At 70.0% G+C, this 12,372-nt stretch carries 11 protein-coding genes and 3 tRNA genes; 10 read left to right on the top strand and 4 right to left on the bottom strand.

The features are described from left to right. Nucleotides 1–12: 12 nt before the first annotated feature. The gene (locus Afe05nite_RS06220; RefSeq protein WP_203815989.1) at nucleotides 13–603 is read right to left on the bottom strand and encodes a dioxygenase family protein; all 591 of its coding nucleotides are present in this window, start codon (nucleotides 601–603) and stop codon (nucleotides 13–15) included. A gap of 216 nt (nucleotides 604–819) precedes the next feature. Here Afe05nite_RS06220 and Afe05nite_RS06215 point away from each other — a divergent pair, with 216 nt between their 5' ends. The 5 genes from Afe05nite_RS06215 to Afe05nite_RS06195 all read left to right on the top strand — a co-directional run bounded on the left by Afe05nite_RS06215 (nucleotide 820) and on the right by Afe05nite_RS06195 (nucleotide 3,256). Further along, entirely contained in the window at nucleotides 820–1,677 is an 858-nt protein-coding gene (locus Afe05nite_RS06215; protein ID WP_203815988.1) for a hypothetical protein, read from the top strand. A 401-nt stretch (nucleotides 1,678–2,078) separates the two neighbouring features. Next, nucleotides 2,079–2,150, top strand: a tRNA-Met gene (locus tag Afe05nite_RS06210). 4 nt (nucleotides 2,151–2,154) lie between these two features. Then, nucleotides 2,155–2,228, top strand: a tRNA-Arg gene (locus Afe05nite_RS06205). 11 nt (nucleotides 2,229–2,239) lie between these two features. Next, a tRNA-Lys gene (locus Afe05nite_RS06200) sits at nucleotides 2,240–2,313 on the top strand. A 118-nt stretch (nucleotides 2,314–2,431) separates the two neighbouring features. Then, nucleotides 2,432–3,256, top strand: a complete 825-nt coding sequence (locus Afe05nite_RS06195; protein WP_203815987.1) for an alpha/beta fold hydrolase — start codon at nucleotides 2,432–2,434, stop codon at nucleotides 3,254–3,256. A 50-nt stretch (nucleotides 3,257–3,306) separates the two neighbouring features. Here Afe05nite_RS06195 and Afe05nite_RS06190 read toward each other — a convergent pair whose 3' ends face one another. Further along, nucleotides 3,307–4,221 carry an endonuclease/exonuclease/phosphatase family protein gene (locus Afe05nite_RS06190; RefSeq protein WP_203815986.1) on the bottom strand — a complete coding sequence of 305 codons (915 nt, stop codon included), beginning with the start codon at nucleotides 4,219–4,221 and terminating at the stop codon, nucleotides 3,307–3,309. A 144-nt stretch (nucleotides 4,222–4,365) separates the two neighbouring features. Next, a complete protein-coding gene (locus Afe05nite_RS06185) occupies nucleotides 4,366–5,982 on the bottom strand; it encodes an AMP-binding protein (RefSeq protein WP_203815985.1) in 1,617 nt (538 codons plus the stop codon). Between the two features lie 87 nt (nucleotides 5,983–6,069). On the opposite strand from Afe05nite_RS06185, the gene Afe05nite_RS06180 reads away from it, so the two are divergent. Genes Afe05nite_RS06180 through Afe05nite_RS06170 form a run of 3 tightly spaced genes read left to right on the top strand, consistent with a single transcriptional unit; the run spans nucleotide 6,070 to nucleotide 9,620 of the window. Beyond that, complete coding sequence (locus Afe05nite_RS06180; protein ID WP_203815984.1) at nucleotides 6,070–6,903, top strand: helix-turn-helix transcriptional regulator; 834 nt, start codon at nucleotides 6,070–6,072, stop codon at nucleotides 6,901–6,903. After that, nucleotides 6,900–7,907: a zinc-dependent alcohol dehydrogenase gene (locus Afe05nite_RS06175; protein WP_203815983.1), complete on the top strand. Its 1,008-nt coding sequence runs from the start codon at nucleotides 6,900–6,902 to the stop codon at nucleotides 7,905–7,907. Before Afe05nite_RS06180 ends, Afe05nite_RS06175 begins: the two co-directional genes overlap by 4 nt. Nucleotides 7,908–7,967: 60 nt before the next feature. Then, entirely contained in the window at nucleotides 7,968–9,620 is a 1,653-nt protein-coding gene (locus Afe05nite_RS06170; RefSeq protein ID WP_203815982.1) for a GMC oxidoreductase, read from the top strand. A 58-nt stretch (nucleotides 9,621–9,678) separates the two neighbouring features. On the opposite strand, the gene Afe05nite_RS06165 is transcribed toward Afe05nite_RS06170, so the two are convergent. Then, entirely contained in the window at nucleotides 9,679–10,815 is a 1,137-nt protein-coding gene (locus tag Afe05nite_RS06165; protein WP_203815981.1) for a glycoside hydrolase family 12 protein, read from the bottom strand. Between the two features lie 282 nt (nucleotides 10,816–11,097). Between Afe05nite_RS06165 and Afe05nite_RS06160 the strand changes: the two genes are divergently transcribed. Together Afe05nite_RS06160 and Afe05nite_RS06155 are read left to right on the top strand one after the other, a co-directional pair. Continuing rightward, nucleotides 11,098–11,442 (top strand): histone-like nucleoid-structuring protein Lsr2, encoded by a 345-nt coding sequence (locus Afe05nite_RS06160; RefSeq protein WP_203815980.1) that lies wholly within the window; start codon nucleotides 11,098–11,100, stop codon nucleotides 11,440–11,442. A gap of 72 nt (nucleotides 11,443–11,514) precedes the next feature. Beyond that, nucleotides 11,515–12,267 carry an SDR family NAD(P)-dependent oxidoreductase gene (locus Afe05nite_RS06155; protein ID WP_203815979.1) on the top strand — a complete coding sequence of 251 codons (753 nt, stop codon included), beginning with the start codon at nucleotides 11,515–11,517 and terminating at the stop codon, nucleotides 12,265–12,267. Nucleotides 12,268–12,372 lie beyond the last annotated feature (105 nt).

The raw sequence follows: 12,372 nt of genomic DNA, 5'->3' as shown, positions 1-12,372 counted from the left end.
GTGGTGATGATCTCAGATACTCAGCGTACGGGTGGCCACCAAGCCTCTGCGCAGATCTCCGGTCATGCACGCCATCTCCGGCGGGAGCGTGCGGGCGGCCGGGCCGGGGAGCCCGATCTGCCCGCCGTGCAGCCGGTCCCGGCCGGCCAGGCTGGCGTAGATCTCGTAGTTGAGGTGCGGGAGGCGCCCCTCGGGCGAGCCCGGGAGGATGCTGGTGAACCGCACCCAGCCGGCCGTGTCCGCGGTCTGCACGCCCCGCAGGTAGTTCTCCCGCTCCAGCCCGTCGCCGTACAGCGAGTAGTTGCCGTCGCGGTCGCAGTGCCACACGTACACCGCGTAACCGGTGAGCGGGCGGCCGGAATTGGCGCTGGTGAGCCGCAACCGGATGTCCAGCGGGACGCCCCGGGCCACCCCGGTCGCGGTGCCGAAGCCGCGGCGGATGTCGCCGCGCACGATGCCGGAGCGCACGAGCGGGGTCGTCGCGCGCCCGGTCGCGACCGCGGCCACCGTCGTGCCGCCGGCCAGGCCCATCATCCGGCGCCGGCGCACCAGCGTGAAGTCGCGGTCGAGTCCACTGTCCGGCAACGTCTCCAGCTCGATCATGCCGGTAATTCCACCCGCGGCGGGTTGCGGCGGCGGTCCGGTCCCGGTGCGGTTCAGGTGCTTGCCGTACGCGGACCGACGCGCGTTCCGGCCGCTCCGCCGTAAACCGGTTGACCTCGCGGGGGGCCGCCCGCATCCTTTGCCGATGCGTAACTTCGTTCGAAAGGGCGTACGCGCCCTCGCGCTCTGAACGCGACCACGCGGCCGCATCTGTGGATGCGGGCCGCCGAGATCCGCCAGGAGTGGCTCGAGATCGGGTTGAGCACGACGCCCGTCGACCGCCCGGCCACCGAGGAGGCCATCGCCTCCATCTACGCCGCTTGCCGGCGTGACCGTCCCGAGTTCCGCTGGGTGCCGTCGCCGGCCGCGGCGTTGCCCCACCTCACCGGTCTGCCCACGCACCGGACTCTGCTCGCCTCGATCGACTCGTCCCGGCCGCCGGTAGCCGCCGACATCGCCGCCGGGCTGTCCCGGCTGCGGTCCGCGGTGCTGGCGACCTACGTCGAACCGGCACCCGACCGCTCGCCGATGAAACGCCCGAAGGGCAAGCCGTGGCCGGTGCTGCCACTCGACCAGGCCCTCGCCGAGGGCCTGCCCTTCCATGAGCTGGTGCACCAGGGCGTCGGCGAGGCGCTCCGGCGCACCCTGGCCGACAATCTCCACAACCCGCTCCGCAGCCTGCTCGCCACCCTGCTCCCGACCGGCTCTCGCACGTCCGCCCTGTCCGCGCGGGATCATCTGCCCGTCGGGTGGTACGGCAGTCAGGACGCCGCCTGGATCGCGCACCTCGACGTCCTGCGCCGGCTGCGGCTGGTGTCGATCGGGCCGGCCACCGGCGCCGGTGATCCACCCGCCATGGTGCTGGTGGCCGGCGACTCACCGCTGGCGGCGTTCGCGGCCTGGGTCACGCTCGCCCGCTCCGGCGGATGGTGGTGGCCGGGCGAACGGCAATGCGTCGTGGCGGAGCGGCCCACCGTGATCCGCACCGAACCGATCCCCGGCGCCTGGCATGGGGAACGCCGGCTCCACCACGCGCCGGTTGCCGTGGAATACCGCGACGGATGGTTCCGATGAGCCATTCAGGAACCGCTCGAAAATAGCATTGTGGCGGTGGTGGTGGTGCTCTATTGTTTGGGAAGTCCGCACAGCAGAGCACCACACGAAAGGGGAACGCGATGATGTGGCAGCCGATGCTCAAGCGAAGCGCCGCCATGCGGCCTTCCCCGGGAGTGAACTGGCGAAAAAGCTGATGTCGTAACGGTTTCCGCCGCCGCCCTCCCCGCTCGGGACGGGCGGCTTTTTCGTCTTCCGACCGCCTGCGGGGTGGCTCGATCGGCGAATCGACAGCCTTTCAGAAACCAATTTAATAGGGCGAGGAGTGGCGATCACGCGGGCCGGCTCACGGGCTCGCTGGACGGGAATAATTGCGCTACCCAGCCAACGCGTGTGCCACTCCTCGCCCGGACCGCACTCAGGTCGTCGTAGCTCAGCGGGAGAGCGCTGCCCTCATCAGGCGGAGGCCGGTGGTTCGAGACCACCCGACGATACGAAGCCCCTGTGGCACAGCTGGACAGCGCGCCGGATTACGGATCCGGAGGTCGGGAGTTCGAATCTCTCCAGGGGCACGGCAAGACACGCGTCGCTAGCTCAATTGGCCAGAGCAACCGGCTCTTACCCGGTGGGTTCGGGGTTCAAGTCCCCGGCGGCGCACACCCCAAATGCTTGAGCACGATCACAACCGTGTTCACCTTTTGGAAACCCGTGTTCGGTTACCTTCGAGGCGAAGGGGAGCGCGTGGACGCGCTCCCGACCGCATTGGAGGTAGCTGGTGCCCTACATCACCACGGCCGACGGAACCGAGATCTTCTACAAGGACTGGGGTTCCGGCCGGCCGATCGTCTTCAGCCACGGATGGCCGCTGTCGTCCGACGACTGGGACGCCCAGCTGATGTTCTTCGTGCAGCACGGCTACCGGGTCATCGCCCATGACCGCCGTGGGCACGGCCGCTCGGCCCAGGTCGCCGACGGCCACGACATGGACCACTACGCCGACGACCTGGCCGCGCTGACCGCGCACCTCGACCTGCGGGACGCGGTGCACGTCGGACACTCCACCGGCGGCGGCGAGGTCGTGCACTACATCGCGCGGCACGGCGAGTCCCGGGTCGCCAAGGCGGTGCTCATCGCGGCCGTTCCGCCGATCATGGTGCAGACCGAGTCGAACCCGGGCGGCCTGCCCAAGAAGGTCTTCGACGACATCCAGACCCAGGTCGCGACGCGGCGTTCCGAGTTCTACCGCGACCTGCCGTCGACCGCGTTCTACGGCTTCAACCGCGACGGCGTCGAGCCGTCCGAGGCGATCATCCAGAACTGGTGGCGCCAGGGCATGATGGGCAGCGCCAAGGCCCACTACGACGGCGTGGTCGCGTTCTCGCAGACCGACTTCACCGAGGACCTCAAGAAGATCACGGTCCCGACGCTTGTCATGCACGGTGACGACGACCAGGTCGTCCCCTACGCCGACTCGGGCCCGCTCTCCGCCGAGCTGCTCCAGAACGGCACGCTGAAGACGTACGCCGGCTACCCGCACGGCATGCCCACCACGCACGCCGACACCATCAACGCTGACCTGCTGGCTTTCCTGCAGTCCTGACGCGTCCGGGGGTGGCGCGCCCGTCGCGCGCCACCCCGGGTCGGCGTCGGTCATTCGGCGGCTGAGGTGGTGGCGACGACGTCCAGGTCGGCCAGCACGGCCTGATGGTCGCTGCCGGGCACGCGCAGGGTCCAGGAGCGGCGGGTGAGCAGGCCGCGCTCCAGGATGTGGTCGGGGCGGACGACCGGCAGGGCGGCCGGCCACGTGAAGCCGAACCCGGTGCCGGCCTGTTCCTGACTGTCCCGCAACGGCGCGAGCTCGGCGAACTGCCGGTCCGTCGTGGCCGTGTTCAGGTCGCCGGCCAGCACCAGGCGCGGGCTCGGGTCGGCGTGCGCGGCCGCGGCCAGGGCGGCCAGCGTGCGGTCGCGGCCGGTGGTGCGGTCGACGCGGGCCGAGGCCAAGTGGGCCGCATAGACCCGGACCGGGCCGGCCGCGGTCGAGACCGTGGCCGCGATGGCTCGGGTCCAGCCGATCTGGATGTCGACCGGTTGTTCGTCGGCGATCGGCAGGCGGCTGAAGATCGCGACGGTGCCGGCCTCGTAGTGGTGCGGGTATCCGGCGGCCAGGATCTTCGTGACCGCGCTCCGGTCGGCGACGGTGATCTCCTGGAGCACCAGCACGTCGGGACGCTGTCGGAGCAGGGGCGGGAGCGCGTCGCCGGCGGCGGCCCGGCCGAGGTTGAGCGAGGCGACCCGCAGGTCGTGGTCGCCGGTCTGGGCACGGTCGGTGAGCGTGGGGACGAACAGCGCCGCCCAGATGATCGCCGGCACCAGCGCCACCCCGACGACGCGTAGCCGACGCGTCACCGCCGCGACGCCGACCAGGAGCAGGATCGGCACGGCCAGCCAGGGCAGACCGCTGTCGACGAGCGAGCCGGCCGAGCCGGGAACGGCCCGGTGGGCCAGCAGCAGCAGGCTGCAGGCGGCGGCGACCACACCGACCGGGATCAGGACGAGCTTTCGCACCGGGCCCACGGTAGAGAGTCTCCTGGTGATCTTGACTCCCTGATTCGCGCCACTCGATTCGCGCCGATCGCCGGCCGAGCCGGGCAAAAGGCACCCTATCGTGCCATCCGGGCGGCGCGAGGAGTTGCCGGAACGCGGACGGGCTTACGCGTTGCGGATCGCGGCGGCATCGGTCAGGCCGAGGATGTCCACCGCCTGTTCGCGCATCTCGACCTTGCGGACCTTGCCGGTCACGGTCATCGGGAAGCCGTCGACGACGTGCACGTACCGCGGGATCTTGTAGTGCGCCAGCCGGCCGGAACAGTATTCGCGGACGGATTCGACGGCCAGCGGCGTGCTGCCGGGACGCATCACGATCCAGGCCATCAGTTCCTCGCCGTACTTCGCGTCGGGCACCCCGATCACCTGCACGTCGGCGATGTCGGGATGGCTGTAGAGGAACTCCTCCACCTCGCGCGGGTAGACGTTCTCGCCGCCCCGGATGACCAGGTCCTTGATCCGGCCGACGATGTTGAGGTAGCCGTCGGCATCCATGGTGGCCAGGTCGCCGGTGTGCATCCAGCGGGCCGGGTCGATCGCGTCGGCCGTCGCGTCCGGCTGCGCCCAGTAGCCCAGCATCACCGAATAGCCGCGGGTGCACAGTTCACCCGGTTCGCCGCGCGGGACCACGAGGCCGGTCGCCGGGTCGACGACCTTCGACTCGAGGTGGGGCATCACCCGGCCGACGGTTTCGGTGCGCCGGGCCAGGGTGTCGTCGGGGCGGGTCATGGTGGAGACCGGCGACGTCTCGGTCATGCCGTAACAGATCGCCACCTCGGACATGTTCATCTCGGCCACCACCCGCTTCATCACCTCGACCGGGCAGGGCGAGCCGGCCATGATGCCGGTGCGCAGCGAGGACAGGTCGAAGGCGGCGAAGTCGGCCAGGCCGAGCTCGGCGATGAACATCGTGGGCACGCCGTAGAGCGAGGTCACGCGCTCGGCGGCGACGGCGGCCAGGGTCGCGGCCGGGTCGAAGCCGGGAGCCGGCAGCACGATGCAGGCGCCGTGCGAGGTTGCCGCGAGGTTGCCCATCACCATGCCGAAGCAGTGGTAGAGCGGCACCGGCAGGCACACCCGGTCCTGCTCGGTGTAGCTGATCAGCTCGCCGACGAAGTAGCCGTTGTTGAGGATGTTGTGGTGCGAGAGCGTCGCGCCCTTCGGGAACCCGGTTGTCCCCGACGTGTACTGGATGTTGATCGGGTCATCGAACGCCAGCGAGGCCGCGCGTCGCGCGATCGCCGAGACGTCCCCGTCGATCAGAAGATCAGCAAAACTCGCTTCACCGATGTACGCCGTGGCCGCGAACCCGATCGACGAGATCATCCCCCGGTAGTCGCTGGTCTTGAAGGAGACCGCGCTGATCAGCAACGACAGTCCGGACTGTCGCACCACGTACTCGAGCTCGTGGGTCCGATAGGCCGGGTTGACGTTGACCAGGATCGCCCCGATCTTCGCCGTCGCATATTGCGTGATCACCCATTCGGCACAGTTCGGGGCCCAGATCCCGATCCGGTCGCCCTTGTCGATGCCGCGCGCCAACAGGCCGAGGGCCAGGCGGTTCACGTCGGCGTCAAGCTCCGCGTACGTCCATCGCCGCCCCGCCGCCACGTCGACCAGCGCCTCCCGGTCGCCGAAGCGCGCCACCGTGCGCTCGAAGTTGGCCCCGATCGTCTCGCCGAGCAGGGGCGTGGTGCTGGTGGAAGACGCGTAGGACAGCATTGGCGCAGCATGGGCCGCTGGTCGACGGCCCGGCTACCCCCGTTCGGGGGTGGGCTCGGTCGGTGTGACCCGTGACATGCTGGTGACGTGCTCGAAACCGCCGACCTGCCCGCCGCGCTCGGCCGGATCCGCCGGGTCACCGGCCTTCCGGTGGCGTTCGGCGGCATGGTCGCGGCCGACGCCCGCACCATGCGGCTCACCGATTTCGCCGGCACGACGACGCTCGCGCTCCACGGCCTGGTGGTGAGCGCCGGCCACGGACTGGGCGGCCGGGTGGTGGCGACCGTGCGGCCGGGCCGGGTCGAGGACTACGCGGCCGACCCGCGGATCAGTCACGAGTACGACGGGCCGGTCACCGCCGAGGGGCTGCGGGCGATCGCGGCGGTGCCGGTGGCGATGGGCGGTTCGGTCCTGGCGGTGCTCTACGCGGGCACCCGGGAGCCGATCGCGGTGGGTGGCCGGGCCCTCGACGCGATGGGACGGGTCGCGCTGCGGTTGGGCACCGAGGTGACCGTCCGCCGCGAGGTCGCCCGCCGGATGGCCGAGCTGGCGACCGCCGCGGCGCGCAACGCCCACGACGCCACCGCCCGCGAGTGGGAGGAGGTGCGGCTGGCCCACGCGGATCTCCGTACGCTGGCCGCGGAGACCTCGGACCCCGCGCTGCGGGAGCGATTGCGGCAGATCTCCGACCGCTTGATCCGCACCGGGCCGCCCGGGACCCGGTCCAATCCGCTCTCCCCGCGCGAGCTCGACGTGCTCGCCATGGTCGCGGCGGGGTGCGCGAACGCGGAGGCCGGGCGCCGTTTGGGGCTTTTGCCGGAGACGGTGAAGAGCTATCTGCGCAACGCCATGCGCAAGCTGGGCACTCATGGCCGGATGGAGACGGTCGTGGCGGCCCGGCGCCTAGGATTCCTGCCGTGAGGCAAGTGATCGTGACCCCCGGCGGGGTCGAGGTGGCCGACGTCGAAGCACCTGTGCCCGGTCCGGGTGAGGTGTTGGTGCGCCCGGTGCTGGCCGGCATCTGCGGGTCGGACGTGCACGCGGTGCGGGGGCGGCATCCGAACATCGTGCTTCCCTATCGGCCCGGTCATGAATTGGCCGGGGTCGTCGAGGCCACCGGCGCCGGGGTCACCCGGCTCCGAGCCGGGCAGCGGGTCGCGCTCGAGCCGTTCCTGCCCTGCTGGGAGTGCAAGCAGTGCCGGGCCGGCCGGGAGAACCTCTGCGAGCGGCTCGGCTTCTTCGGGTGCGGCCACGAGCAGGGCGCGATGGCCGATCTGTGCACGGTCGACCAGCGGCGGCTGCATCCGGTGCCCGACTCGCTCGACTGGACGCAAGCCGCGTTCATCGAGCCGCTCGGCACCCCCGTGCACGCGGCGCGGCTCGCCGGCGGGCTTGCCGGACGCACCGTGGCGATCCTGGGCGCCGGCACCATCGGCCTGCTCACCCTGCAGGTCGCTCGCCACCAGGGCGCCGCGCGGGTGGTCATGACGGCACGGTCGCAGCGGTCGCGGGACCGGGCCGCGAAGTTCGGGCCGGACGCGGTGGTCGACGCCACCGCCGCCGATGCCGTCGAGCAGGTGCGTGACCGGCTCGGGGAAAGCGCCGACGTCGTCTTCGACTGCGTGGCCGAGCAGTCCACCATGGACCAGGCCATCGCGATCGCCGACAAGGGCGGCACGATCGTCGTGGTCGGGGTGCCGCCGGAGCCGGTGACCGTGCCGTTGCCGCTGATCCAGGACAGCCAGTTGCGCCTGCAGGGCAGTGCCACCTATCTCCCCGAAGACCTCACCGAGGCGATCGCGTTGCTTGCCGCCGGCGCGGTGACGGTGTCGGAGCTGGCCACCGTGCGACCGCTGGCCGAGGCCGCGGCCGCGTTCGCCGACGCCGCCACCGGCGAACACGTCAAAGTGCTGCTGCGGCCCTGACGACCGGAAAATCACTTCGCCCCCCTGGTGGTTACCTGCCGGTAATGCGATTGTGGGCCGATGGCGGATTACGACGTCGTGATCGTGGGCAGCGGCTTCGGCGGCAGCGTCAGCGCGCTGCGCCTGACCGAGAAGGGTTACCGGGTCGGCGTGCTCGAGGCGGGCCGGCGCTTCACCCCCGAGACGCTTCCGAAGACCTCTTGGGACCTGCGCAACTTCCTGTGGGCGCCGCGCCTCGGCATGCGCGGGATCCAGCGGATCACCCTGTTGAAAGACATCGTGGTGCTGTCGGCGGCCGGGGTCGGCGGCGGCTCCCTGGTGTACGCGAACACGCTGTACCGTCCGCCCGCCTCGTTCTTCGCCGACCCGCACTGGTCGGGCATCACCGACTGGGCCGCCGAGCTCGCCCCCTGTTACGACCAGGCCGCCCGCATGCTCGGCGTGACCGAGCAGCCCACGATGACGCCGGCCGACCTGGTCATCAAGTCGGTGGCGGAGGACATGGGGGTTGGTGAGACGTTCCGGCGTACGCCGGTGGGGGTGTTCTTCGGGGAGCCGGGCAAAACCGTGCCCGATCCGTTCTTCGGCGGCGTCGGCCCGGCCCGGACCGGCTGCACCGAGTGCGGCAACTGCATGATCGGCTGCCGCGTCGGTGCCAAGAACCGGCTCGACGTCAACTACCTCTACCTGGCCGAGCAGGCCGGTGCGACGGTGCACGCGGACACCGAGGTCTCCGCCCTGCGGCCGCGGGGCGACGGCTGGCTGCTGTCCTCGAACAACGGGCAATTCACCGCCAAGCAGGTCATCCTGTCGGCCGGTGCGCTCGGCACCCAGCGGCTGCTGCACGCCATGCGCGACACCGGGGTGCTCCCGCACCTCTCCGCCCGGCTCGGCTCGCTGACCCGCACCAACTCGGAGGCGCTGCTCGGCGCGCAGGCCGCCGCGGTGCCACCGGCCCCCTACTCCCGGGGCGTGGCGATCACCTCGTCGTTCCACCCCGACTCGACCACCCACATCGAACCGGTCCGTTACGGCCCCGGCAGCAACGCCATGGGAATGCTGGCCACGCTGCTGGTCGACGGCGGCGGACGGGTCCCCCGGCCGGTGAAGTTCCTCGGTCAGATGCTTCGCCACCCGTACGTCCTGGCCCGTTCGCTGTCGGTGCGCCGCTGGAGCGAGCGCACCATCATCGCGCTGGTGATGCAGACGCTCGACAACTCGCTGACGGTGCGGCGCACCCGGCGCGGCCGGCTGACCACCGCCCCGGGGCACGGCGAGCCGAACCCGGCGTGGATTCCGCAGGGGCACGAGGCGGTCCGCCGGATCGCCGACAAGATCGGCGGTTTTCCGGGCGGCACGGTGGGCGACATCTTCGACATTCCGATGACGGCGCACATTCTCGGCGGTGCGACCATCGGCGAATCACCCGCGGCCGGCGTGCTCGACCCCTATCACCGCGTTTACGGGTACGCGGGATTGCACATCGTCGACGGCTCGGCCGTGCCCGCCAATCTCGGGGTGAATCCCTCGCTGACCATCACGGCGATGGCCGAGCGGGCGATGTCGTTGTGGCCCAACAAGGACGATCCGGATCAGCGGCCGGCGCTCGGCTCCGAATATCGGCAGTTGCCCCCGATCGTCCCTTTGCGGCCGGCCGTTCCGGCGCACGCGCCCGCCGCGCTACGCCTCACCCGTACGTCATTCGGCCGCTGAATTGGACGAACCGCCCCGGCGCCGGAGAATCGGCGACGAGGCGGCTCGGGTCACTGGGTCACGCCGTGGTGCAGGTCGATCCGTTCAGCGTGAATGCGGACGGCTTGCTGAAACTGCCGGAGTAGTTGCCCTGGAATCCGAAGGACGCGTTGGCCCCCGGGGCGAGAGTTCCGTTGTACTCGACGTTGCGCGCGGTGATCGCGCCACTCGAGCCGGTGATGCCCGCGCTCCAGGAACTCGTGATGGACTGCCCGGACGGAAGCGTGAATCCGAGGCTCCAGCCGTTGATGGTGCTACTTCCGGTATTGGCGACCGTCACGTTGGCGGTGAAGCCGGAATTCCACGTGTTGGTGCCGTAGGTGACCCGGCACGCGGTGGCCGTGCCGCCGGTCGGCTGGGTCGTCGGCCGAGTTGTCGGCGGGGTGGTCGACTGTCCGCCACCGTTCACCGCGGCCGAGAAGTTGGTGACCGCCAGGCCGGTGCCACCGGTCCACGGCTCGAACCCGGCCTGAATGCTCGTCAGGTACCAGGAACTGGTGATCGCGCCACGATTCTTGGTGTCGTTGATGAAGTCGAGGACGCTGAAGCTCCAACTGGCGATGGGGGACGGCGCGACATACGAGATGACCGCGTTGGAGCCGTTGCTGCCCCGCCAGACCTGCCAGGTCCGGCCGCCGATGGTGGCGTTGCCGACGACCGAGCCGATCGGCTGGATCGAGCCCTGCCGGTTGAACCAGATCATGATCTCCTGCTGGTTGACCCCGTCTTTCTTGGGCGACGGGTCGAGCCAGATGTCGTACGCCGCGTCGTAGGTGGCGCCGGAGACGTACTGATAGGAGATGCTGCTGGTGGCGCTGGAAATAGCGCTCACCTGGATCGGGAGGTTGGTGCCGGGCGAACAGTTCGTGTAGTGGCAACCGAGGTAGATCGCCGGATAGGAAACCGGAGCACCACTCGTGTTGCCCACGCCCTGCTGGCTGGTAATCGAGAAACCGCTGCCGGTGACGTTGATGCACTGCTGGGCGGAGGTGCCCCAGCGATTGTTCATCACGACGTAGCGGCCGCCGATGGTGGTGGAGCCGTACTGATCGCAGATCTGCGTGTCGGCCGCTGCTGGTCCGGCAACGGCAAAGGCCGTAACGGCACTGCCGACCATGAGGCCGAGGGCCGCGAGGGCTCGGATGGCACGTCTCATTGCGAAGCTCCTTGGGAGGGGAATCCCGTGGGGACGGGTCGATGGGAGCGCTCCCACGACACGTTACAGGACATTCACGAAGCTGAAAAGTAGCTGTCCTCGACCGGATCTGGACAGGTGCCCGGGGCGAGCGCCCGCCCGCACGAATTGCGACATGCAGTGCGCGCAATTTGCTATTGCCACTTGCGGCAGACAGAATAAAGGCGTATCGACATTCGCGGCGCCCACGCCGCGTGCGCATAGTCGTCACTCAAATGACATCGTTGTAGGAGCAGGCACCTCATGGCCAAGCAGGTAATAACCCTTCTGACCGACGACATCGACGGCGGAGAGGCCGACCGCACCGTCGAGTTCGGACTCGACGGTGTGAACTACACGATCGACCTCTCCGAGAAGAACGCCGGAAAGCTCCGCAAGGCGCTCGACCCGTTCCTCAACGCGGCCACTCGGGTGGGTCGCAGCGGCGGCGTCGCGACGGCCCGGCGCAGCGCCCCGGCCAGCACCGGGCGGGCCAGCCGCGACCAGAACCAGGCGATCCGCGAGTGGGCCAACAAGAACGGCATGGAGGTCTCGGAGCGCGGCCGCATCCCGAGCCACATCGTCGAGGCTTACCACAGCAAGCGATAGATTGATCCGATCGTCGGATAAACGGCGTCCCCGCGCTCGCGGGGGCGCCGTTTTCTTCGGAAAGAGGCGCGGATGCGGGTCGTAATCGTCACCGGGGCATCAAGCGGAATCGGCCGGGAGACGGCAACCCGGATCGGCCGTGGCGCCACGACCGTGGTGCTCGCCGCCCGCCGGGCCGACGAATTGGAAACGGTCGCGACCGAGATTCGCGGACGTGGCGGCGAAGCGGTCGTGGTGCCCACCGACGTCCGCGATCCGGCCCAGATCACCGCGCTCGTCGAGCGCGCGCGCTCGGTCACCGGCCGGATCGACGGACTGGTCAACAACGCCGGGGTGGGTGGCGTGGCATCGATCCTGGCCGACGACGACCTGGTGGCCAAGCTGATCGAGGTCAACCTGATGGCCCCGATCCGCCTGATGCGCGCCGTCGTGCCCATCATGAAGGAACAGCGCTCCGGCTCGATCGTCAACATCGGCTCGGTGGCCGGCGAGATCGGCATCGGCGGCACCTACTCGGCCACGAAGTTCGCCCTGCGCGGCATGACCGACTCGGTACGCCGCGAACTGGCCGGCACCGGCATCGGCGTGACCCTCGTCGAACCCGGCTTCATCGCCACCGACCTCACCAAGATGCGCCGCGGACTGCCCGGCCCCGGCATCGTCGCGGCGGCCGTCGAGAGCGCCCTGGATCGGCCCCGGCGCCGGATCGTCGTGCCGTTCAAATATCGTCCGGCGATCACCCTGGCCAACGCGCTCCCGGCGTTGACCGACCGCATCTTCGCCGGGTACGCCTCGTCCCGCCGCGAGGTCAAGGGCCGTCCCTAGAAGGTCGCGCAGGTCGGCCGGGAAGGCCGCCGCTTCGATGCCCGCCGCGGCGAGTTCGGCGACGAGGACCTTCAGCCGTTCCTCGTCGCGCGCGACGACGGCAAC

Origin of the sequence: Paractinoplanes ferrugineus (genome assembly GCF_016862195.1) — a bacterium.
GTDB lineage: Bacteria > Actinomycetota > Actinomycetes > Mycobacteriales > Micromonosporaceae > Actinoplanes > Actinoplanes ferrugineus.
The sequence above is the reverse complement of the archived record's forward strand: the minus strand, read 5'-3'. Positions and strand labels throughout refer to the sequence as shown.

Bases quoted from the DNA above. Each gene is read 5' to 3' on its own strand.
- Afe05nite_RS06215 (WP_203815988.1), top strand. From the start codon at position 820: ATGCGGGCCGCCGAGATCCGCCAGGAGTGGCTCGAGATCGGGTTGAGC.
- Afe05nite_RS06155 (WP_203815979.1), top strand. From the start codon at position 11,515: ATGCGGGTCGTAATCGTCACCGGGGCATCAAGCGGAATCGGCCGGGAG.
- Afe05nite_RS06220 (WP_203815989.1), bottom strand. From the start codon at position 603: ATGATCGAGCTGGAGACGTTGCCGGACAGTGGACTCGACCGCGACTTC.
- Afe05nite_RS06165 (WP_203815981.1), bottom strand. From the start codon at position 10,815: ATGAGACGTGCCATCCGAGCCCTCGCGGCCCTCGGCCTCATGGTCGGC.
- Afe05nite_RS06160 (WP_203815980.1), top strand. From the start codon at position 11,098: ATGGCCAAGCAGGTAATAACCCTTCTGACCGACGACATCGACGGCGGA.
- Afe05nite_RS06185 (WP_203815985.1), bottom strand. From the start codon at position 5,982: ATGCTGTCCTACGCGTCTTCCACCAGCACCACGCCCCTGCTCGGCGAG.
- Afe05nite_RS06170 (WP_203815982.1), top strand. From the start codon at position 7,968: ATGGCGGATTACGACGTCGTGATCGTGGGCAGCGGCTTCGGCGGCAGC.